Origin of the sequence: Sorangium sp. So ce119 (assembly GCF_051524405.1) — a bacterium.
Taxonomy (GTDB): domain Bacteria; phylum Myxococcota_A; class Polyangia; order Polyangiales; family Polyangiaceae; genus Sorangium; species Sorangium cellulosum_G.
In genome coordinates, this window is record NZ_CP150310.1 from 3848110 (window position 1) to 3869630 (window position 21521).

The 21521-nt window shown below is 73.3% G+C and carries 18 protein-coding genes; 5 read left to right on the forward strand and 13 right to left on the reverse strand.

The annotated features are described in order from the left end of the window. Nucleotides 1-56: 56 nt before the first annotated feature. Both WME76_RS14395 and WME76_RS14400 read right to left on the reverse strand, forming a co-directional pair. Nucleotides 57-488, reverse strand: coding sequence for a DUF6184 family natural product biosynthesis lipoprotein (locus WME76_RS14395; RefSeq protein ID WP_437960699.1), 432 nt, complete (start codon nt 486-488; stop codon nt 57-59). Between the two features lie 299 nt (nt 489-787). Continuing rightward, a complete protein-coding gene (locus WME76_RS14400; RefSeq protein ID WP_437960700.1) occupies nt 788-2689 on the reverse strand; it encodes an SIR2 family protein in 1902 nt (633 codons plus the stop codon). Between the two features lie 178 nt (nt 2690-2867). Here WME76_RS14400 and WME76_RS14405 point away from each other — a divergent pair, with 178 nt between their 5' ends. Beyond that, on the forward strand, nt 2868-3779 hold the full coding sequence (locus WME76_RS14405; protein WP_437960701.1) for an Fpg/Nei family DNA glycosylase: 912 nt from the start codon (nt 2868-2870) through the stop codon (nt 3777-3779). A 116-nt stretch (nt 3780-3895) separates the two neighbouring features. Next, a complete protein-coding gene (locus tag WME76_RS14410; protein WP_437960702.1) occupies nt 3896-4648 on the forward strand; it encodes a hypothetical protein in 753 nt (250 codons plus the stop codon). A gap of 47 nt (nt 4649-4695) precedes the next feature. Here the strand turns inward: WME76_RS14410 and WME76_RS14415 are convergent, their stop codons facing one another. The 6 genes from WME76_RS14415 to WME76_RS14440 form a co-directional block, all read right to left on the reverse strand. Beyond that, nucleotides 4696-5793, reverse strand: coding sequence for an AI-2E family transporter (locus WME76_RS14415; RefSeq protein ID WP_437960703.1), 1098 nt, complete (start codon nt 5791-5793; stop codon nt 4696-4698). A 424-nt stretch (nt 5794-6217) separates the two neighbouring features. Then, complete coding sequence (locus tag WME76_RS14420) at nt 6218-6748, reverse strand: pyridoxamine 5'-phosphate oxidase family protein (protein WP_437960704.1); 531 nt, start codon at nt 6746-6748, stop codon at nt 6218-6220. A gap of 268 nt (nt 6749-7016) precedes the next feature. Next, nucleotides 7017-8009: a zinc ribbon domain-containing protein gene (locus tag WME76_RS14425; RefSeq protein WP_437960705.1), complete on the reverse strand. Its 993-nt coding sequence runs from the start codon at nt 8007-8009 to the stop codon at nt 7017-7019. Nucleotides 8010-8017: 8 nt separating this feature from the next. Continuing rightward, nucleotides 8018-9040 carry a hypothetical protein gene (locus WME76_RS14430; protein ID WP_437960706.1) on the reverse strand — a complete coding sequence of 341 codons (1023 nt, stop codon included), beginning with the start codon at nt 9038-9040 and terminating at the stop codon, nt 8018-8020. 78 nt (nt 9041-9118) lie between these two features. Next, entirely contained in the window at nt 9119-10192 is a 1074-nt protein-coding gene (locus tag WME76_RS14435; protein WP_437960707.1) for an alpha/beta fold hydrolase, read from the reverse strand. Between the two features lie 305 nt (nt 10193-10497). Continuing rightward, nucleotides 10498-11565 (reverse strand): extensin family protein, encoded by a 1068-nt coding sequence (locus WME76_RS14440; protein ID WP_437960708.1) that lies wholly within the window; start codon nt 11563-11565, stop codon nt 10498-10500. Between the two features lie 77 nt (nt 11566-11642). On the opposite strand from WME76_RS14440, the gene WME76_RS14445 reads away from it, so the two are divergent. The 3 genes from WME76_RS14445 to WME76_RS14455 all read left to right on the forward strand — a co-directional run bounded on the left by WME76_RS14445 (nt 11643) and on the right by WME76_RS14455 (nt 15588). Continuing rightward, nucleotides 11643-13496: a M14 family zinc carboxypeptidase gene (locus WME76_RS14445; RefSeq protein ID WP_437960709.1), complete on the forward strand. Its 1854-nt coding sequence runs from the start codon at nt 11643-11645 to the stop codon at nt 13494-13496. Nucleotides 13497-13818: 322 nt separating this feature from the next. Continuing rightward, on the forward strand, nt 13819-14421 hold the full coding sequence (locus tag WME76_RS14450; protein WP_437960710.1) for a DUF4360 domain-containing protein: 603 nt from the start codon (nt 13819-13821) through the stop codon (nt 14419-14421). 252 nt (nt 14422-14673) lie between these two features. Further along, nucleotides 14674-15588, forward strand: coding sequence for a hypothetical protein (locus WME76_RS14455; RefSeq protein WP_437960711.1), 915 nt, complete (start codon nt 14674-14676; stop codon nt 15586-15588). A gap of 58 nt (nt 15589-15646) precedes the next feature. Here the strand turns inward: WME76_RS14455 and WME76_RS14460 are convergent, their stop codons facing one another. The 5 genes from WME76_RS14460 to WME76_RS14480 all read right to left on the reverse strand — a co-directional run bounded on the left by WME76_RS14460 (nt 15647) and on the right by WME76_RS14480 (nt 21369). Continuing rightward, on the reverse strand, nt 15647-16072 hold the full coding sequence (locus tag WME76_RS14460) for a hypothetical protein (protein WP_437960712.1): 426 nt from the start codon (nt 16070-16072) through the stop codon (nt 15647-15649). A gap of 205 nt (nt 16073-16277) precedes the next feature. Continuing rightward, on the reverse strand, nt 16278-16877 hold the full coding sequence (locus WME76_RS14465; RefSeq protein WP_437960713.1) for an RES family NAD+ phosphorylase: 600 nt from the start codon (nt 16875-16877) through the stop codon (nt 16278-16280). A gap of 152 nt (nt 16878-17029) precedes the next feature. Next, nucleotides 17030-17662, reverse strand: coding sequence for a hypothetical protein (locus tag WME76_RS14470; RefSeq protein WP_437960714.1), 633 nt, complete (start codon nt 17660-17662; stop codon nt 17030-17032). A 183-nt stretch (nt 17663-17845) separates the two neighbouring features. After that, nucleotides 17846-19957: a DNA ligase D gene (gene ligD / locus WME76_RS14475; protein WP_437960715.1), complete on the reverse strand. Its 2112-nt coding sequence runs from the start codon at nt 19955-19957 to the stop codon at nt 17846-17848. A gap of 365 nt (nt 19958-20322) precedes the next feature. Continuing rightward, nucleotides 20323-21369, reverse strand: coding sequence for a hypothetical protein (locus tag WME76_RS14480; protein WP_437960716.1), 1047 nt, complete (start codon nt 21367-21369; stop codon nt 20323-20325). Nucleotides 21370-21521: the final 152 nt, after the last annotated feature.

Below are 21521 nucleotides of genomic sequence, written 5' to 3' on the forward strand. Positions count from 1 at the left end.
TGGTGGGGGGATCCTGGCGGGCTGCCGCACCAGCAGCAGCCCGCCGAGAGGGGTCGTCACTTATCGGCGGGATCCGTGCACACGCTCTCGGCGCTGCACTCGTCCAGCGCGGCGATCGCGTCGAAGACGCCCTGGGAGCAGGCGGCCGCCTTGGCGCGCTCCTCGCAGACCTCGTAGCGGCTATCGTTGATCTGTCCCGAGCCGCACTCGCTCGCGGGCCAGAGGTCGGCCGCGCGGTCCTCGAAATCGCGCTGGCAGTCCGCCTCAGTTTCATATTCCTGATCATCGCCGGTGCCGTAGCCGGGGCAGCCCGCCTCGGTGTCGGCGTACCGGTCGCACGCCGCCTCGGCGATCTGCGTTATGCGCGCCTCGCGCGACGCCTCGCCGGGCAGCACGTCGTTCACCGTGTCCGCGGCGTCGTCACAGCCGGCGGCACCAACCAGGAAGATCGTCGTGGCCAAAGAAGCCCAGAGACACTTGTGCATCATGGTTTCCTCTCTCGCAGCTCGCCAGAATGTCTGATGGCGGCTTCACGCGTAGCCCGCTTCGCAACCGTGCGCCGCGGGCCCGCTACCAAGCTCAACGCCTCGAGCATCAGGCACCGTCCGTGCCACGGCGCTCTGCGCTGCTTCTGCTGGGGCTCCGTGGCCCTGTGCGCTGAGAATCGCGCGTGTCCGCTCCGGCGCACGGCCATGCGCCCGGCGCACGCCTGTGACAGATTGCGACGCCGCGCGCGCATTGGCACCGGGAGGCCGCCCCGTCTGGAAACAACCTGATCGATGCGAAGCTAGCGCCGCGGCGAGAAGACGACGATCGACGTGGGCGCCACCAGAAGATCGTCCGCGCTCGACGGCTCGACCCTGCTCGGCCGGGGGAGGATCTCCGTGCTCCACCGCGCCGCGGGAAGCCCGCACAGCGCCTTGATGTCGCCCACGCGCGTCGGGCCGCAGACGGTCACCGCGAAGATCTCCGAGCTGCCGTTCGCGTCCCGGATATCGACCCAGATCTTCCTCATCGCGGACGACAGCATCTCCGCGACCGGGACCTTGCCGGCGATCACCGGGAACCAGATCGCCGGGGAGATCACGTGGAGCTCGACGATCTCGATGCCCGGCGCAGGGGCCTCGCCGAAGAAGCTCCGGAGTCCGGCGAGCGTCTGGACGAACGGGTGCAGCGGGTGCCACAGGCGGTGTTTGCCCGAGGCCACCGGGCCGATGTGCACGCGGCGGAACCCCGCCTCGTCCGCCGCGCGCAGGGTCGCGCACACCGCGTCCGCGATGACGCCGAGGTCCCGGCTGTCCTCCGGACCGTCGTCGCCGCTGCCCGGCGGCAGATCCGTCCTCCGCTCGCGGGCGGCGACGCCGAAGATCGGCGCGTCGCCGAACCGGTAGGCGTACGACGGCGCCTCGTCCAGGGGACGCCAGCGCCCCGGCTCCGTATCCGCGACCACCCCGGCCTTCTTCGCCTCGGCGAGGAGGCGCTTCGCCTGGGTGCCCTGGATGGCGCGGTTATCTGCCGGCATCCGGCCCACGCTGACGACAACGCACGCGCGGCCGTCCCCCGCGGCGGGCACGGAGAGCGGCGCATACCGGAGCCGGAGCTTCCTCGCCTCGCCCGAGGGGCACGTCGACCCGTCGGAGAGGCTGAACCCCAGCTCGTCCGGCATCCACGCCACCGGCGGCCTCGCGGCGCCCGACAGGGCAGGGGCCCTGCGCTCCCAGACCGCATCGGTCAGCCGGCCGAGCAGCCCCGTCAGCTCGGAATAGTGCCCGTAGAACACCGGGGCGATGCCGAGCCGTGTCTGCAGGAAGCGGACGTCGAGGGTGTCCTTCCTGTCGCTGGAGAACAGCGCGAAGTGCGGGTGGGGCCCGGGCCCGTAGTGGTGGGCGATCTCCCCGAAAAGATTGATGAGGTAGTCCTCGAGGATGCCAGAGCCGAGGAACAGCAGCGAGCGCCGGGAGAGGACCTCGGCGAACGCGCGCCGGAAGTGCGGCTGCGCGTTGACGGCGTACTGATACTGCTGGTAGCCCGCCACCACCTGGCCCGCGAGCTCGGCGCGGCGCCGCGGGTCGAGGACGAGCGCCTCGTCGAGCTCATCGAGCCGCGCGGCCTGCCCTCCGACGAAGCCCTGCAGCGCCCACAGGACGGGCCGCGTCGGCGACTCGAGGGAGCGAAGGACCTTGTGGCAGTCCTCGACGCTGCGCCCGAGCACCTCCGGGACGTCGGTCTCGTCCCGCCGGGCCTCCCGGGACGGCTCGCCGGCGCGGGACTGCCGCATCCGGCTCACGACGTACAGATCGTCGTAGTTGGTCGTGAGCACGAGCGGCCAGGGGCAGCGCGCGAGCGCCTCCGTCTGCGGCGGCACCGCGCAGTCGCCCGCGGCCTTCCCGCCCTCGTTGAGCGCCTCACGGTACGCGTCCGCGCGCGACGCCGCGTCCATGGCGGCCAGGCCGAGCACCGCCTTGTCGGCGAGCCGGTACAGCTCCGAGGTGTCCAGCCTGTCCTCGGGTCGGGCCTTCCTGAGGTGCTCGGGCACCTCGACGCCGGCCGCGTCGGCGAGTCCCCGGAGCAGGTCCAGCCAGCCCGTGCAGGCGGGCCTGCTCATCCCCGAGCCGATGAACGGCGCGAGCACGCCCCGCCGGTACGCGCTGGCGAGGTACGGCAGGACGTCATCGAATCCGAGGTCCATCACACCGGCTCCTCGACGTGCGCGCAAAGCAGCCCGGACATGGCGCGAGGATTCACGAGGTGCCGCTCCGAGGTCAAGTCGCGGGCCGGGGCGCGCTCCGGTCGCGCCGCTTGCCGCTGTTGGCGATTGAACCCCTTGCGATCGGGCCGGGCCGCACCCAGAGGCTCCGGGAGCGCTCATGCCTGAAGGCGACACCCTCTTCCGGATCGCCGCTGCCCTCGGCCCTGCCCTGGAGGGCGCGCGCGTCATCGCGCTGGAGCTGCCCCGGAGCGACAGGCGGAGCGACCACCTCGTCGGCCGCCGCGTCGAGCGCGTGGAGGCGCGCGGCAAGAACCTCCTCATCTACTTCGACGAGGGCACCGTCCTCCACACGCACCTGCGCATGAGCGGCGCCTGGCACCTCTACCGCGAGGGCGAGCGCTGGAAGCGGTCCGAGGCGACGGCGTCGGCGATCCTCGCGGTCCCTGGCTATGTCGCCGTCTGCTTCCGCGCGCCCATCGTGCGGCTCTTGCGCGCGAGCGCCGTGCGCGGCGACCGGCTCCTCGGCAGCCTCGGCCCGGACCTGCTCGCCGACGGCTTCGACGCCGCGGAGGCGCTCCGCCGCCTCCGGTCCCTCGACGAGGTGCCGCTCGGCGTCGCGATCATGGATCAGCGCGTCGTCGCCGGCATCGGCAACGTCTACAAGAGCGAGCTCCTCTTCCGGCGGAAGCTCGACCCCTTCGCCCCGGTCCGGGCCTACTCGGACGAGGAGCTCTCCGCGATGATCGACCTCGGCCGCCGTCTGTTGCAGGCCAACGTCGAGCCGCGGGACCCCTCCGGCGCGTACCGCGGCCCGACCGCGCATTACCTCCACACGCGCACCACGCGCACCGGCTTCGACCGCGGCAGGAGGCCGGTCAGCGTGTACGGCCGCGAGGGTCGCGCCTGCTACGAGTGCGGCGCCGCGGTCCAGATGCGCCGGCAGGGGACCATGATGCGCTCGACCTACTTCTGTCCCCGCTGCCAGCCGACCCGCGCCGCCCCGCCGTCGCCGGAGCCTGCGCCGGCCGGATCAGCGCCGCCGGCCGGATCAGCGCCGCCGGCGCCGTGACCTCCGCAGCCTGAGCGTCGTCCGGGGCGGCGAACCGTCATCGTGCCCGGCGCTCGCGCGGCGCGCGTGGTTCGTCTGGCAGATCTTCCGACCGCTCTGATCGTACGATCGGCCTCATGCGTATCCACCTGCTCCTTCTCCTCGTGCTTGCGCCTGGATGCAGCCAGCCGATGGATGAGCCCGTCTCGCCGGACGCGGCGACGACGCAGCGCCCTCCGGCCGGGAGCTCCTCGGCGACGCCTGCTGCCGCCCCGTCCGCGCCGCCGGTTGCCGGCGCTGCGGAGATCGACGCGCGGTTCGCCCCGCTCATCGCCTCCGCGTTCCGCGAGTACAGGGCCTGGGGTCGTGTCGACGACGAGCTCCGCTGGGCTCCCTGGCTCTGCCGTTTGCCGATGCCCGGCCGTGCGCGCATGAGCGCCGCCGACGACGGCGGTCACGCCCGCAAGCTCTACTCGGTCTTCGCCCGGCACCGCGATCGATATCCGTTCGTGCAGGGCCCGGAGCCCGTGTCCCAGCCGGTCGGGCAGGTGCTCGTCAAGGAGAGCTATCATCCCGAGCTCGTGGAGAAGAGCGCGGCGCCCGAGCTCCCGGGCGGCTCTCGGCCGGAAAGTCCGCACGGCGCCGAGGATCACTTCGATCCCTACCTGCGCGACGGCGACCGCGTCTACCGCGCGTCGCGCCTCGCCGGCGCCTACGTGGTGCTCAAGGTGGCGCAGGAGACGCCCGGCACCGACGCGGGCTGGGTCTACGGCACGGTCACGCCCGAGGGGGAGGTGACCTCCGCCGGCCGCGTCGCGTCCTGCATGGGCTGCCATGAGAGCGCCCGCCACGAGCGCGTCTTCGGGATCGCGCCCGCGACGGGACCCTGACGGGGCTCGGGGCCGATTGCCATGCGCCTTTCTGCGCAATGGCCGGGCTACCCGGACCTCCGCGCCCCCGCCACGCTGGGCCTCAGCAGCGACCTCGGCGCGTCCTCGCTGACCGGCGCCGCCGTCTCCTGCTCCTCGGGCGCGGGCTCCAGGAGCCGCGCGATCCACGAGAGCCCCTCGACGTTCTCCAGCGTGATCTTCATCACCATCATGATCGGCACCGACAGCAGCGCCCCCGACGGCCCCCAGAGCCACCCCCAGAAGAGCATCCCGAGGAGGACGGCGAGCGGAGACAGCCCCAGGGTCCGCCCGAGCACGCGCGGCTCCAGGACGTTGCCCACCAGCAGGTTGATCAGCAGGTACCCGAGCGCCACGATGGCCGCCGTGCCCGGTCCCTGGCTCGCCAGCGCGGCGAGCACCGCCGGGATCGTCGCGACCGCCGCGCCGATGTTCGGGATGAAGTGCAGGACGAACAGGCTCGACGCCAGCAGCAGCGCCAGGTCCACGCCCAGGAGCACCAGCATGATGTACGCGAGCACCGCCACGAGCAGGCTCGTCAGCATCTTCACCACCAGGTACTTCTTCACCTCGCGCACGATGCGGTCGACGTGCTCCAGCCCGCGCGCGGGGTCCGCGAGGACCGCCCGGAGCTTCGCGCCGGCGCCCGCGAACTCGCAGAGCGCGAAGAAGACAACGAGGAGCACCACCCCGAGGTTCGACGCCGCGCTGGCGACCGTCACCGCGGCCCCGCCGAGCAGCGGCACCAGCGACGCCGTGTGCAGCGTCTTCGACAGGAACTCCGGGTTGACCGGCAGCCCGCGCTCCGTGAGCGTCGCGGCGATCGCCACCGTCGCCTCGGAGGCGCGCGCCAGGTAAGCCGGCACCTTCTCCTCCAGCTCCACCCCGGCGATGGTCACCACCGCCCCCACGAAGGCCAGGATCGCCAGGTCGACCACGAGCGCGGCCAGCGCCCCGACGGCCGGCGGGAGCCCCCGGCGGGTCACCCAGCTCGCGATGGGCGACGAGATCGCCGCGAGCGCGATCCCGAAGAGCACCGGCACGAGGAACGGCTCCGCATAGCGCAAGCCCACGATGACCACGACGGACGCCGCCGCCATCATCACCATCTGAGCTCGACGAGACATCGTGAAGATCCCCATGCCAAACCTCGCTTGCCGGGTTCCCGCGTCGCGCCTCACGTCCGATTCCGAGGAGAGCGCGCGGGTCATTCCGGGAAAAGCAAGGGATGCGCCACGCTCCGTCCCGCTGGTTCCTCCACGCGTGGCGAGGGCAGGCGCGCGGCCCCCGCGGGATTCATGGGCTCGCTGCCCCGCGCGTCCCGCCGCGCGCGCGCCTCGATGGGCGCGGACGTGAGACCACCCTGCGCGCGGCGGTGCGATCTGCTACGCGCAGGCTCTTCGGTCGATCTGGAGGGGGACAGACTCAGGAGCACCGCGCCCGGCGTGAGGCGCGATGTCGCATGTGGCGCCGCACCGCGCAGGTGAGGGCGCGGCGCAGCGCGGCGGCGGTCGTCGCGGCGGGCCGGCGCAGCGCGCCGGCGGAGCGTCGCTACCGCGCAGAGGTCATCCTGTCGCTCGGCGCCCCGCCGTTGAGCGACACCGTGGCGTGCTGGGAGGCGTCGGTCTTGGGGGTCGTCCCGGTGACATAGGCCTTGACCGCCTCGACAAGGAACTTGAGCCCGGCCGCTCCGTCGTTGTCCCAGTACTCGCCCTCGCGCGGGCTCACGTGGATGAGCGCCAGGTGGGGGTCGTCCTTGCCCTTCGGGAAGTAGACCTTCGCCTCCTCGGACCACAGCTCGTCGATCTTCGCCCGGCTGCGCACGATCGAGGCCCGGCCCGAGAGCGACAGGAAGCGGCGCGCCTCCTGGAGGGTCACGTTCACCTCGGGGTTCGACTCGATCTCGTCGATCTTGCCCGAGTCGATGCTCGTCATGAACCAGATGTCCCCTGTCGCGTCGTCGACCTTCATGAGCGCCATCGGCCGCGCGCGCAGCATCCCGTGGTTTGCCTGCGTGACGAGCATGGCGTTGCGGAACTTCTTGAGGATCTCCAGCAGCTTCTCGCGTGACCCGGTTTCCATGTGCTCCTCCTTGCGGTTCCGGCGGCAGTTGCGAGATCCGGACCAGCGCCAGCTCACGCGCAAGTCAGCGAGATCCATGGCTCTTCTGCGCCGCACCGGGCGTGCTCTCGGGGCATTCCGCCACAGGATCTCGCGCGCATCGCGCCCCTGAAATCGCGCGGATCGCCGCGTCGACGCGCCGCGCGCTGGCCACCGCGTCCCCCGCGTTCGTCCCGGCTCCCGCGCGGACGGCGGGCCCGAGGTGGCCTGTTCGTCGCGCGCCGCGCTGCTAGCCCGCGCGCGCCAGCACCACCGCCGCCACGACGATGACCACCAGCGCGATCACCACGGCGATCACGAGCGCCACCTTGCCCCACGCGATCGGCGCCGACCCCGTGACGCGGCTCGCGTCCTGGCCGTGCACGACGGCGCGGTAGCTCCGCCCCTTGTAGCGGTAGGCGAGCACGTACGAGGGCAGGGCCACCCGGCGCGTCTCCAGCGCCCGCAGCAGCACCGCCACGCGCACGTGGCGGAACGTGGACCCGGGGATCACGCCCCGCTGCAGGGCGTCCTCCGCGGTGGCGGCGATCCGCTCGCTGAGGACCTTCCGGGCCGCCGAGCGCTGGGCGTCGAACTGCTCCAGCACCGCGTCCGCCGGGCCGAGCTGCTGCTCCGTCCGGTGCGCGGCCGGCACCATCCGGTCGAGCCGGAAGGACGGCGCGAGCTCCCGGGCCTCCTCGAGCGAGAGCCCGCGCGACGCGGACACGAGCAGCCCGCGGAAGGGCAGCTCCGTCTGTCCGGCGTGCGGGGCCCAGGGGCTCCGGTGGGCGCCCGCGTTGGAGTCCGCCGTCCAGCTCACCAGGGCGTCCACGTTGACGATCCAGCCCGCCCACCAGATCGCGTGCAGCCCCTCGACCGTGGCCGCGCGGCCGAGGTCCGACGGCCGGAAGAAGCCGAGCGTCGCCATCCACTGCCGCAGCGCCTGATCGGCCTGCTCCGGCGCCACCCCGAACGGGAGCAGCCAGTCGGCCTGGTCGACCGGATCGACCGGCTGCTCCAGCCGCGTGACCGCCCCGCAGAAGCGGCACTTCGGCGCCTGCGCCTCGGCCGAGTACGAGACCGCGGCGCCGCACTCGGTGCACCGCAGCACCTGCACGAGCTGCGGGGCCGGCGCGCGGTCCAGGGGCGCGGCGAGGCCGCACACGGCGCAGCGCAGGTCGCCCTGCTCCAGCGGGCCCTGGCAGCGGGCGCAGCACCGCGCCATCGCCCCGGAGGTCCCCATGCTGAGGCTCATCGCTGCCCTCCGGTCGGCGCGGGCCTGGTGCCGCCCGGACGGGCGCGCTCGGCCGGCCCGGGCGCCGCGGCGGGGGCCTGCGGCCGCGCGACGCCGCGCCGCTCGGGCTGACCCCTGTCGCGCGCTGCGGCCAGGACGAACGGCGCCGCGATCAGCAGCAGCACGAGCAGGACGGCGAGGGCGATCTTGATCCACGAGAGGGGCGCCTTGCCGTGGATCGCGCCCGTCTGGCCGTTGATGAGGACCCGGAACGGCGGCTCGCGCGGGTCGTGCCGGATCGCGAGCACCCACAGCGGCACGTAGAGCAGCTCGAGCGTCTCGCGATCGAGGCGCGTCTCGTGGACGAGGCCGTGGTGGCTATCGCCGGGCATGAAGGCCGTGAGGTCGCGGCCGATCTTCTCCAGCGCCTCCCGCCGCGCGAGGGCGTAGCACTCGTCCTGGTTCATGGTCGGCTCCTCGGCGATCCAGCCGCTGAGCACCGCGGGCGTGTAGCGCCGCATCGTGCGGAGGTCGAACGGCTCGATCGCCTCGAGCTCGGCGTTCGGGACGGCGCGGGAGGCCACGACCAGCACATCCATGACGTAGGTGGCGCGCAGGCCCTCGAGGTGCCGGTGCTCGGTCCTGGTGACGACGCGGGTGCGGGTGACGGTGTTCCCCTTCTCGTCGGTCGTCGTGTACGTCTCGTTCTCCTGGTAGTTCTCGCCGATCTCCGCGGCGTAGCGCGTCTGCGCCATCGCCGAGTAGAGGTAGGCGGGCGTGTAGACGCCGCGGATCGAGTCGATCGACCCCGCCCTGACGCCGGACTGCACGAAGAAGCTCCGCTTGCCCAGCCACGCCTTGACCGCGCCCTGGGCGCTCTCCCGGGACATGGTGAAGCCGAGGACGAAGTGCGGCGGCGGGCGGCCGTGCGAGGGCGGCCGCTCGACCACGGAAGGCGAGGCGCAGTAGGGGCAGACCGCGGTCCGCTGGTCCGCTTCGACGCGCAGCGACGCGCCGCAGGTCTCACACTCGAGTTGCACCGGCGACCGAGGGAACAGCACCCGGGGGCGCCGCGTCAACAGGGAACGGGCGGGGCGCCGGCGGGAGCGGGTCGCGCGTCAGCAGGGGACGGGCGGCGGGCGGCTCCCGAGGTCGGCGGGAGACGCGGCGCCGTCGCTGTCCTGCTGCGGTGTCTGCCGGAGCAGCGGCGCGAGCGAGCGCTGCGCCCATTGCCGGACCGGGGCGTCCGGCCAGGGCTGCCACCGGGGGCTGCCCTGCGGCGCGACCGCCACGGCCGCCGCGCGCGGCGCGCGCGCCCCGGCGCGGAGGCGCGGCGTGGGCTGCGGCGCGTCGAGGAAGCGCGCGAGGTCCGGGGCGAGATCGGCCACCGCCTCGCGGTGCGGGTAGTGCCCCGCCCGGGCGAAGCGCCGCACGGGCACGCCCTCCAGGTAGCGCTCGACGTCCGCCGCGTGGCGCGCCGGGATCACCGGATCGCGGTCGCCCCAGTAGACGGCGAGCGGCGGTATCTCCGGCAGCCGGTGGGCGATGTCCATGAGGTGCTCGCGCTGCCCGCGCAGGTCGATCGCGTGGCGGAGCGTGCGCGACAGGGCGCGCGCCGTGCCGGGCCGGGCGTTCACGCGGGCGAGGTACCGGCGCTCTTCTGCGTTGAAGTTGCCGCCGAGCACCAGCATCCCCGCGTGGGTCCCGACGCCCATGAGCACAGGCGCGGCCAGCTCGAGCAGCCCTGTCACGGCGGCGAAGCGCAGCGGCAGCGCCACCTCGCTCCCGAAGCCGCCCGCCGCGACAAGCCCGAGGCGGTGCACGCGCCCCGGCCGCTCGATGGCCACGCACATCGCAATGCTGCCCCCGAACGAGTGCCCGACCAGATCGAAATCGCTGAGCCCGAGGGCGCGGATCCATTCCGCGGCCACGTTCGCATACCATGCGACCGTGTAGGGCGCGTCGGGCCGGGCGGATTGGCCGTGGCCGGGCAGGTCGAGCGCGACAACGCGGCGCCCCCCGGCCGCGAGCGCGGGGGCGAGCCGGTTCCAGGTCCTACAGCTATCGGACAGGCCGTGTACCAGGACCACGGGGCGCTTGCCCGCGCCGCTGTTCCGGGGAGGGCTCCACTCTTCCCAGTGGATCTCGCCTGCGGAGAGGACGCGAACATGGCTGCGACACGTGACCGACATGTTCTCCTTACAGAGTTCGCACGAAGCGAAGCATCTGTCCAGATTGCACGCCTATCACGTCCACATGGGTCGGCCGCGTCGCCTCACCGCGAAGCATGTTTCGCATTCAATGTGGGTTGGTCGACGCCAGCGTGCGCCGGGCGGGGCTCCGGACCGGACAACGCTGTCACGGTACTTGTGCGGCTCTTCTCTCTCCTTGCGCTCCTCGCGAGCCTCTTTCTCTTTCTCCCCGCGCCCACCGCACTCCAGCCGGCGAATGCAGCGGAGCGGCGCTGTCCCCGCGAGGCGCCGCGCCGTCCAGCCGCTCATTCCAGCAGGAAGTAGTGCGCGTCGCGCTTGATATCGAAATGGAAGTGGTCCGCGTGCGCCTCGTTCGCGTTGGGCGTGAGGACGACATTGAAGAGCCCGCTCGTGAAGACGGCGCAGATGATCTCCCGCAGCTCGAGGGCCTGGGGCGTGGCCTCCTTCGGCTCCGACCCGGGCCCGCACGGCGGCGCGCCGATGGCGCCGTGCCAGTCCGCCTTCACGTCGAGCCGCGCGCCGTCGGCCTTCACGAGGGCGGCGACGTCGATGGCGAGCCCGAGGGCGTGCTGGCTGGGCCGCGCGGGCGCCGCCGCCGGCTTCTTCGGCGCGCGCGCGCCGGGCTTCGCCCCCTTGCCAGCGCCCTTCGCGGCCTTCTTGCCTGGCTTCGCCTTCGCGGGCGCCTTCTTCGGCGCGTTCGCGGGCGCCTTCTTCGGCGCGACGGTCTTCGGCGCGACGGCCCCGGCGGGCGCGGGCCGGTGCATGCTGACGTGCACCACCTCCGCGATCCCCCGCGTCGCGAGGAAGGCGGCGAGATCGTCGAGCGCGAGGACCAGCCGGCAATCGGCGATGTCGAAGACGGAGGTCGACCGCGGCTTCGCCACGCCGTCGCCGTGGAACGTCACCCCGTGCAGCGGGCCCGTGATCCGGACCGGCCGGTCGACCAGCGGGGCGCCGCGCGGCGCCGGGGCGTGGGGGATCCCGCGGCGCTTCAGCTCCCGGTCGCACGCGTCGCTCGAGAGCCCGCCGTAGGAGGCGGCGCGCGACGCGGCCGACCACACCGGCTTCTCGAACAGCGCCGGGCCCGCGTCCCCGCCGCCATGGGCCATCGAGCCGGCCCCGCCGTCGGCCATCCAGCCCGCCTCGCCGTCCGCCAGGAGGGCCCCGCCGTCCGCGGGCGCCGTCGCCGCGCCGGCCGGCGCGGGCGTGGCCGCCGCCGATCCCGCCGGGGGCTCGCCCCGCTCCGCCTCGGAGCGGCGCAGCGACGCGATGCCGAGCGGCGTGAGGAGCGCCGCGCCGCCGATCAGGGCCGCTCCGAGGGCCAGCGCACGGCGGGAAGGGAGCGCGCTCATCCTCATCGGAGACTACCTCGCCCCCGGCCGAGGGAGCACGCCTTGCCGTTGAGCGCGGAATTTGGTCGACTCCCGCGATGTCTCGCCCCCGCGCCGCGCTCGCCGGCCGCGTCATTTCCCGTGCAATCGCGCTGATCTCGCTGCTCGCTGCCTGCCAGGCCCCCGCGCCCGGAGGCCCGGCCGCCCCCACCGTCGGTCGGCCCACGCCGCCCGTCCCGGCCGTGCCGCCGCCCTCGCTCGTCACCGAGGCCGAGCGGACCGGCTTCCAGCGCACGGGCCGCTACGCCGAGGTCGAGCGGCTGTGCCCCGCCTTCGAGCAGGCCTATCCGGGCCGCGCCCGCTGCTTTCGCTTCGGTACCACGCCCGAGGGCAGGCCCATGCTCGCGATCGCGGCCTCCGCCGACGGCGCGCTCGACCCCGCCGCGGCGCGGGCGAAGCGCCGCCCGGTGATCCTGTTCCAGGGCGGCATCCACGCCGGCGAGATCGACGGCAAGGACGGCGGCTTCTGGGCCCTCCGCGAGCTGCTCGACGGCGCGATGGCGCCCGGCGCCCTCGCCGCGGTCACGGCGGTGTTCGTCCCGGTGTTCAACATCGACGGCCACGAGCGCTTCCGCCCGAACCAGCGCCCCAACCAGCGCGGCCCCGAGGAGATGGGCTTCCGCACCACCGGGCAGAACCTCAACCTGAACCGCGATCACATGAAGGCCGAGGCGCCCGAGATGCGCGCGATGCTGGCGCTCCTCGACGCCTGGGACCCGGTGGTCCAGGTCGATCTGCACGCGACCGACGGCGCGAAGTTCCAGCACGACGTCGCCGTCATCGTCGAGCCGTCGGCGCCGCACCCCGGCGGCCTCGACGCCGAGGCGCGCGGGCTCTCCGAGGCCCTCCAGGCGCGCCTCTCGGCGCTCGGCCACCTGCCGCTCCCGTTCTACCCGTCCTTCCGCACGGAAGACGACCCGTCGTCGGGGATCGCCGCCAGGCCGGGGCCGCCGCGCTTCTCGCAGTCTTACAGCGCCGCCCGCAACCGCGTCGGCGTGCTCGTCGAGACGCACAGCTGGGCCACCCACGCCCGGCGCGTCCGCGCGGTCCACGACCTGCTCGCGGCGCTCTTCGAGCGCGTCGCCTCCGGCGCGGGCGCCCTGCGCGCGGCGGCCGACCGCGCGGACGCCGCCGCCGCGCGCCTCGCCGGCGCCCCGTTCGTCCTCAAGCACCGCGTGGCGCCGGTCCCGCGCGACTTCCCGTTCCGCGGGTTCGCGTACGAGAAGCGCGCCTCCGACATCTCGGGCGGCACGTGGATCCGCTACGACGAGTCTCGCCCGGAGATCTGGCGCATCCCGCTGTTCGACCGGCTGGAGCCGGACCTGACCGTCACCGCGCCCGCCGCCGGGTATGTCGTCCCCACGGCGCACGCGGCCTGGGTGGCCGACAAGCTGCGCCTGCACGGCGTGCGCTACGAGCTCCTGCCCGAGGCGCGCCCCGGCTTCGCCGTCGAGGCGTTCCGCGCCGACGCCGTGACCTTCGAGCCGTCCTTCGAGGGCCGGGCGCCGGTGAAGCTCCAGGGCGCCTTCCGGCCCGAGCGGCTCGATCTGCCGCGCGGCTCGCTCTTCGTCCCCATCGCGCAGCCGCGGGCGCCGCTGGTGCTCCACCTGCTCGAGCCGCTCGCGCCCGACTCGCTCGTGGCCTGGGGCTTCTTCAACGCCGCCTTCGAGCGCAAGGAGTACATGGAGGCCTATGTCGCCGAGGAGGAAGCCCGCAAGATGCTCGCCGCCGATCCGGCGCTGCGCGCCGAGTTCGAGGCGCGCCTGCGCGATCCTGCGTTCGCGAAGGACTCCGCGGCTCGCCTCGACTTCTTCTACCGGCGCCACCCGTCCTGGGACGAGCGCGTGAATCTGGTCCCGGTATTCCGGGTCGCCACCTCACCGCTCCCGTGAGCGCGCGCGGAGGCGCGGCCTCCTCTGGCCACGTCTGCCGCGCGACCGTGAGGCGTCAGCGCGGTTCGCTCTGGCGCGTTGAGGGCTGTTTTCGCCGCGCTCCGCGATCTCGCCGGATGTCCGTGAGTCCCGCCGGCGCCTCGTCACCCCGCGAATCCAGCGCGTCGCCGCGATGATGTGAGAGCGCGCCGCGCAGGTTGCGCGGGGCGCGCACGTATCGCATCCTCGACAGGACATGTCGGCTGACCTGCGACGGCGGTGACGCGCGCGGGGGCCGCCGCACGGCGACGCGATGGTCGTCAGTCAGTGGAAGGGGGCAAGCATGTTGCTGCGATGGGCGTTCGTCTTTTCTTCGGTGTTCTTCTTCGCCTTTCCGGCGTTGGCGCAGAACGCGCGGATCCAGTCGTTCACGTATGCCGGCAGCGGATGTCCTGTCGGCTCCGCCGCGGGGGTGATCTCCCCCGATCAGAAGGCGTTGACCGTCATCTTCGACCAGTTCGAGGCGCAGGCCGGCCCGGGCACCGCCCGCGCCGCGAACCGCGCATTTTGCCAGCTCGCCGTCGATCTGCAGTTCGATGCGGGGTGGCAGGTGGCCGTGTTCGACGCCACGTACCGGGGCTTCGCCGACCTGGAGCCGAGCGTCCAGGCGCTCCACGAGACGTCGTATTACTTCTCGGGATCGCCGCTCACTTCCGGGCCGGTCACGTGGAACATGATCGGGCCTTTCACGAACAACTTCTCGCGCACGGACAACTTCGCGACCACGGTCTGGTCGGAGTGCGGCACGGTGCGGCCGCTCAACATCAAGACGAGCCTGTTCGTGACGAACCGCATGGCGCCGCTGCACTCCGGGGTCCTGACGAACGACACGACGGACGTCCAGGTCCACATCGAGTATGGGCTCACGTACCGCCGCTGTCCCTGAGGTCCGCAGGGCGCCTCGCGCGCCCGGCCGCGCGGCGCGGCAAATCGGGTCCTGAGCGGCTGGACCGGTCGCGCGAGGCGGGTTGAGGAAGACGGGGAGCGCGGGAGATGATGTCTGTTCTCCCGCCTCCCCGTCTTGCCGTCCACGGGGGCGCTGCCTCGGTCGCCTCGAGGGGCGGGGTGGGGGATCATCGCGCGTTGTCGGGGCGTCGATGCGCTGGTGCTTCCGGCGGCCGGCCTGTACGCTGGCGCGATGACGGTCAATCTGCTGGTCATTCTTCTCAGCGTCATCGTGCCGCTCGGGATCACCGCGGTGGTCCTCTGGGGGGTCTGGAAGAAGGTCCTCGGCCCGCTCAGGGCGCAGCAGCAGGAGCAGCAGCAGCTCCTGCGAATCGGCGTATCCTGCGCGGCCCGCGTGCTGCAGTACCAGGAGACGGGCATGAAGGTGTCCATGGGCGCACAGGACTCCTACAGCCTCAAGCTGCTCCTCGAGGTGATGCCGCCGGGCATGCCGCCGTATCAGGTGGAGACGGTCGCGCTCGTGTCGGTGCTGGCGGCGCCTCGGATCCAGCCGGGGTGCATCGTCACGGTGCGCTACGACCCGTCCAATCCGCGGCGCGTCGCCATGGAGACGGCCTATCCGCCCGGGCAAGGTCCCGCCGCCGCGGCGCCGCTCGGAGGCTATCCGCCGCCGGGCGCTTTCGGCGCGCCTGCCGGGGCCCCGCCGGGTGCCTACGGCGCGTTCCCGGGGGGCGCGCCCGGCGCCCCCTACGGCGCACCGGCGGCGGGCGCTTACGGTGGGGCCCCCGGCGCCTACGGCGCGCCCGCTGGGGCCCCGCCCGGCGCCGCGTATGGTGCGCCGCCCGGCGCTTACGGCGCGCCCGCTGGAGCCCCGCCTGGCGCGGCCTACGGCCCGCCCGCCGGCGCCTACGGTGGGGCTCACGGTGCGCCCCCGGGCGCCGCCCATGGCGCGCCAGGCGCGCCCGCCGGCGCCTATGCACCCGCCGGCGCCTACGGCGCGCCCGCCGGCGCCTATGCACCCGCCGGCGCCTACGGCGCGCCGCCCGGCGCTCCCGGCGCCTATGGCCCCGGCCCCGGCGGCGCCGGAGGGACGCCTGGTCCTTTCGGCCCTTTCGGCCCCGGCGGCAGCGGCCCTCAGGGCGCCTGAGCGCCGTCCGGCTCCCGGCGCCCGGCCCGCAGGGAGCGGCGCTGCCGCGCCGCCGCGCTCACGCCACCACGCAGCCCGCCGATGTGCCCTGCATCGGCACGATCGCCTTGAGCTCGCCGTTTTCCCCGAAGATCAGGAGCCGCGCGACGATGGCCTCGTGGCCCTTGCCGCAGAGGGGCAGGAGCGCGAGCCGGATCGCCGGTCCGTTGCCTCCCTGGAACTTGAGGGCGAGGAGCTGCTTCCCGTCGCACTCCGCGAGGAGCTCCACGTCCGCCTCCAGGTGGACCGGCGCCACCTTCGTGCACGCCTTGGCCTCGCCGAAGCTGTCGACCGTGCAGCGGTTGGGATCGAGCGCGATCTGGACGCGGGACGCCTCCTCTTCGCCGACCGTCGCGATCTGGATCTGATGCGTCGCGATCCCTCTCTGGAGCGAGATCGGCTCCACGAGATAGCCTGTTTCCAGCCGCAGATTCCTGATTTTCATCGACCCCCCCGCCGCTCGGCCCGTGCGCCCCGCGACCACCGCCCCTGACGCCGCGGCCGCCGCGCGCCTCCCTCCACGGAAAGCACCGGCTGTGCCGGCGGGGCCCCGCGCGCGGGGCTCGCACCGCCGCGCGCCCGGCCCCGCGTCGCGCGTCGCGTGTCGCAGAGCGCCCGGAGGCGCCGCGGCGCAGCGCGCTCGTCGCGCCTCAGACGAGCCCGAATCTGTACCTATCCAGGAGCCTGGCGAGGAGCGCCGCGCGCGCCGGATCCGCGAGGGACCCGAGCGGCGTGACCTCCAGCGCCGCGCTGGCGCGATCGAAGAGGGCGGCGCAGACGCGGCTCGGGTCGTGGCGCGCAGCGTAGACGATGCCGTCAGGCCTCCTCGGGTGGTCGTGGATCGCGAGCGCCCACCGGTGGGCGGCCGCGTAGGACTCCCCCGAGGTCAGGCGAGCGTCGGCCCCGAGGCGCGCCAGCCCCTCGCCCGCGAGGTTCACGAGCCGGAGCGGCCGCCTCGGCGCGATGCGCGCGAGCCCGCGCGCGGCGAGCTCGCCCTGCTCCACGAACCGGACGCCCGTCGCGTGACCGAACACCTCGATGAACGCGCAACGCTCGTCTTTCCCCGCGTACAGCACCCCGAACTCGCCGTCCGGCGCGTCGAAGCGGTTGTCGCCCGAGCGACCGAAGAAGAGCGGGGCCTGCGCGAGCCGATGGATCCGGAACCAGCACCGCCGGAAGATCGTGACGGGGAGCGGCCTCGTCGCGAGATCGAGCGGCGGATCCGGATGCGGCCCGAGCGTGAGCTTCATGTCGATCCCGCCCCGCGCGAACGGACGACGCGACGGCTGGCGCGGTCGACGTCCGCCTCCTGCGCTGTTCCTTCGCCGCCGTCGCGCCCTGCGCGGAGCGCCTCCGCCGTGACCCCTGGCGAGCGCGGCGGCCTCGTCATCGCGGGGCGTTCTCAGGCGGCGCCGTGCTCGCCGAACGTGCGGGCGGCGCGCCGCACCGGCTCCAGGTCGCCGCGGCGAACCCGGTCGAGCGGCCGCTCGCCGTCCAGGCGGTGGTTGCCGGAGAGAAAGAACCGCATCTTCGCGAGCGGGGGGTGCTCCTCGAGCAGGGCCAGGATCTCTTCGAGCCCAGGCAGCACGCCCTCGTCCGCGAACTGCCATGCAGGGTAGAGGTGGCCGCGGCGGCCGACGTCCACGGCCAGCAGCCTGCCGGCAGCGCGCCGCGCCTCGATGGCGTCGGGCGAGAGGTGGAGCACCTCGCTGACGTCCTCCGCGGTGAGCGCCCCCCCCTCGGCGGCGAGGAGCGCGTCCCGCGCCTGGAGGCCGCGGAGGCGGGCCGGCGTGAGCGGATCGGCCGCGGAGAAGAGGCCGACGGCGCTCGGCTGCGTGAGCGCCGTCAGCAGGGCGCCCGCGTTGCTGGGCGAGGCGACCGCCTCGCCAAGCTCGCTCTGATCGAGCCGCTCCGCGACCTGCGCGAGCGCGTCGATCCCGCGCGCCAGGAACGCGACCCGCAGCGGCTCCCCGTCGAACTGGTGGAGTCGCTCGGCGATTTCCGCCAGTGCGCTGGAGTCCCGGTCCTTTGCCATGGCCGACCCTGGGGGACGATGCAGCCCGTGCGCGGGCCCGTCAACCAAGCGTTCGCCGCCTTATCGTAACATTCCGGCCACGCTGAACGGAACGTCAGTGAAAGCATTCGCTGGTTCGTTCGTGTCGTTCTTCTTCGGTGTGCTCACCGACTCCTGGGTTCGGCGGCGGCGTCGGGGAGGCGGTCAGAGCCCGACCTTCTTCATCATCGCGCTCGTGATGGACTGGCGGACGCCGGTGAGCTCCGCCCACGGATCGGGGACGGTCGCGAGCCGCTGCGGCACGGTCTCGATCGTGAACGAGGCTGGATCGAGCGGCGCGTCGAGCTCGTCCCACGAGAGCGGGGTGGCCACGGCGGCGCCGGGCCGGGCGCGCGTCGAGTAGGGCGCGACCGCGGTCGCACCGCGCCCGTTCCGCAGGTAGTCGACGAAGACCTTGCCGGTGCGCTTGGCCTTGGAGAGCGTCGCGATGTACCGCGCCGGATCGAACCGCACGAGCGCGTCGGCCACGGCCTTCGTGAACGGCTTCACCTCGTCCCAGCCTCTGCGCGCCTCGATCGGGACGACGACGTGGAGGCCCTTGCCGCCTGTCGTCTTGACGAAGCTCCGCAGCCCCAGCGTCTCCAGGAGGTGCCGCACCGTCCTCGCGGCGTCCGCCACGCGCTCCCACGGCAGCTCCGGCGCCGGATCGAGGTCGAAGACCATCATGTCCGGCTGCTCGATCCGGTCCGCGCGGCTCCCCCAGATGTGCATCTCGAGCGCGCCCATCTGGACGAGGGACACGAGCCCTTCCGTCGTCTCGACGTAGAGGTAGGTGCGTTTTCCGTCCTCCTCCTCGACGGTCGTCCTCCGGATGTCCTCGGAGAGCCCCACGGCCTCGTGTCGCTGGAAGAAGCACGGCTTGCCCTGGCCCTCTGGGCAGCGGACCAGCGTGAGCAGCCGGTTTGCGACATAAGGCAGCATGTGCTCGGCGACCTGGGCGTAATAGCGGGCGAGGGCGATCTTCGTGATCCCCTGAGCCGGATAGAGCACCTTGTCCGGGTTCGTCAGCCGCGCCCCGGCGACCTCGATCTTCTCCGCGCCGCCGCCTCGGCCCCCGCGCGTCGCCTTGCTTGGCTCCGCGCTTGCGGCTTTGCCCGTCGTCTTGCTCGTCGCTGCGCTTGCGGCTTTGCTCGTCGCTGCGCTCGCGGCTTTGCCCGTCGCCGCGCTTGCCGTCTTGCTCGTGCCCGTCGCCGCGCTTGCGGCTTTGCCCGTCGCCGCGCTTGCCGACTTGCTCGACGCGCCCGCCGTCTTGTTCGGTGGGAGCTGCGGCGGCGGCTGCTCGCGCTCGACGGTGACCGACTCCGGGGTACGGTCCTCGCGGAGCCCCTCGAACGACGGGTGTCGCAGCCGTCCGTCGCGCGTCCAGGCCGCGAAGTGGACCTCCGCGATGAGCCTGGGTTCGACCCAGTGCACGCCCCGCATGCGCGGCGCCCCTTGAAAGGCCGGCTTTGCGCGCTCGATGGACTCGAGCTGGCCGCGCAGGGCCGTCAGCGTCCTGGCCGTGAAGCCGGTGCCGACCTTGCCCGCGTAGACGAGCTTGCCCGACGTGTTCACGCCGACGAGGATCGCCCCGAGCCCCTTGCGGGCGCCGGTCGGCTCGGTGAAGCCGACGATCACGAACTCCTGCCGCCGGCCGCACTTCACCTTGAGCCAGCTCGCCCCGCGCCCGCTCCGGTAGGGGGCCTCCGGTCGCTTCGCGATGACGCCCTCGATCCCGAGCTTGCAGGCGTGCTGGTAGACGGCGGCCCCGTCCTCCTCGAGGTGCTCGGTGTAGCGCAGGGTCCCGTCCTCCGGGACCTCCGCGAGCAGCGCCTGGAGCGCCCGCTTGCGCGCGACCTGCGCGCACCCGCGGAGGTCGCGGCCGTCCAGGTAGAGCAGGTCGAACGCGAAGTACATCAGGCGTCCTTCGCGCCCCTCGTTGCCGTCGCTCAGCGAGTTCTGGAGCGCCTGGAAATCGGTCACGCCGTCTTGCCCCACGATGACGATCTCGCCGTCCAGCACGGCCTCCCGCGCTGGCAGCCGTGCGAGGTCGTCCCGCACGCTCGGGAACCGCTCGGTCCAGTCCTGGCCGCGGCGGGTCAGGAGCGTCACGCGGCCGCCGCGGAGCTTCGCGATCATGCGGTAGCCGTCGAACTTCACCTCGTACAGCCACCCCTCGCCCTGGGGCGGTCCGGTGACGAGCGTCGCGAGCTGCGGCTCGACCTCGTCAGGGAACGGGCCCTTCCGGGCCCCCTCGAGCGCATCCGCATAGGTCAATGTCGGGCGCGGCGTCGCCGCGGCGCCGTCCGCCTGTCCCTTCGCCGCAGACGAGCGCGCGCTGTCCGCCTCCGCCGCGCTCGCGCCGCGCCCGCGGCGAGCGGCCAGGGTCGTGGGCCGCTCCTCCTGAGTACGCCGCGCCGCGCTTCGCGCTTGCCTTTGTCCTGCCATGGTCGCGCTTACCACCATTTCGTGGTGGAAAAGCAAATGCGATACCGTAATGGCGTCGCTGCCTGGCGCCGCGTTCTGCGCTTCTCAACGCAGGGCACATTCTGCTGAGCTCGGCCTGCGCGCCCCGGAATGAGGCGTTGTGCCACGCTGGCGTCCTTCGCCCGGGCGTGCTCGCGACGCGCCGTCGCCGCCCGTCACCGCGCGGGGGTGTCGCTCCAGTGGCGGACCAGATCCGGCAAGGCCGTCTCTGCCATGCGGGTGAGATGCCTGACGTGGTCTGGCTTCTGGGTGCCTGCGTAGCCGCGGACGTGGAGCGCGCCCTTGTGCGCCTCGGAGAGCGGCACGAACCGGGGCTTCGCCTCGCTCGCCGTCCCCGACAGCTCGTAGACCGCCTGCGCGTCGGCGCCCGCGCCCGGAGCGCGCTGCGCGCCCGCCAGCTTGAGGAGCGCGTCCGTGCTCTCGTGGGTGCCGGCGTAGTCCCCCACGGGGGTGATCTCCGAATGCGTGATCGACATCAGCTTCTTGCCGGTGGCCGCGAGCTCGGCGAAGCGCCCGAACGGCTTGAGGCGCTCCATGTCCAGGCTATGGTCGAGCGGCATGTAGCCGGTGTGGATGCCGTCGAGGAGGAGCACCGCGTCCACCTTGTCGGCGAACCCGGGCTGGTTCAGGAGCCCGCGGACCGCGCCGTACCCCGCGCTGAACGCCGAGAGCGCGACGCGCCGGAGCCGGGCGTCGCGCAGCCCGCGCGCCTCGAGCGCCGCCTGCGTCTTCGCGAGGAGCACCGGCAGATAGGAGCGGATAGAGAACCGGGTCTCGTACGCCGCCGAGCTGATGCCCATGTTGATGATCATCACGACCGCGTTGAGCCCGGCGCGCTCGAACCCCGCCTGGACAACATCGTTGACGCCGTGGAAATGGACCACGAGATCATAAGCCCCATCCGCCGAGGAGAAGGACGCGGGGATGGTGATGATCCCGTCGGGGATGGGGATCACGGTCGAGCGATCGAGCGTCGCGTCGGCGCGATCCTCGACGGCCACGGCCGGCGCCGCCGCCTCCGCCCTGGCCTTGACCGGCGCCGCCGGCGCTGCCTTCACCTCGATGGGCGCCGCCATCCCCGTCGTGCGCAGGACGGCCGCCGCCGCCGCGGCCGGCTGGAGCACCGAGCCCGCGCGGAGATCGAAGCCCGTCGCGCCGAGCTGCATCGACACGAGCGCGCCCAGCACCGCGGCGAGGCTCATGCCCGCTGCCGCGCTCAGGCCGATAAGACGCGATGTGGAGCGCCGCGTCGGAGCTGCGATGACCGGGGCCGGCGCCGCGGCCGGCAGCGCCAACCCTGCCAGCGACGCGGGCGGACGACGGAAAATTAAAGTGGGTTGGTCATCGTCGTCGA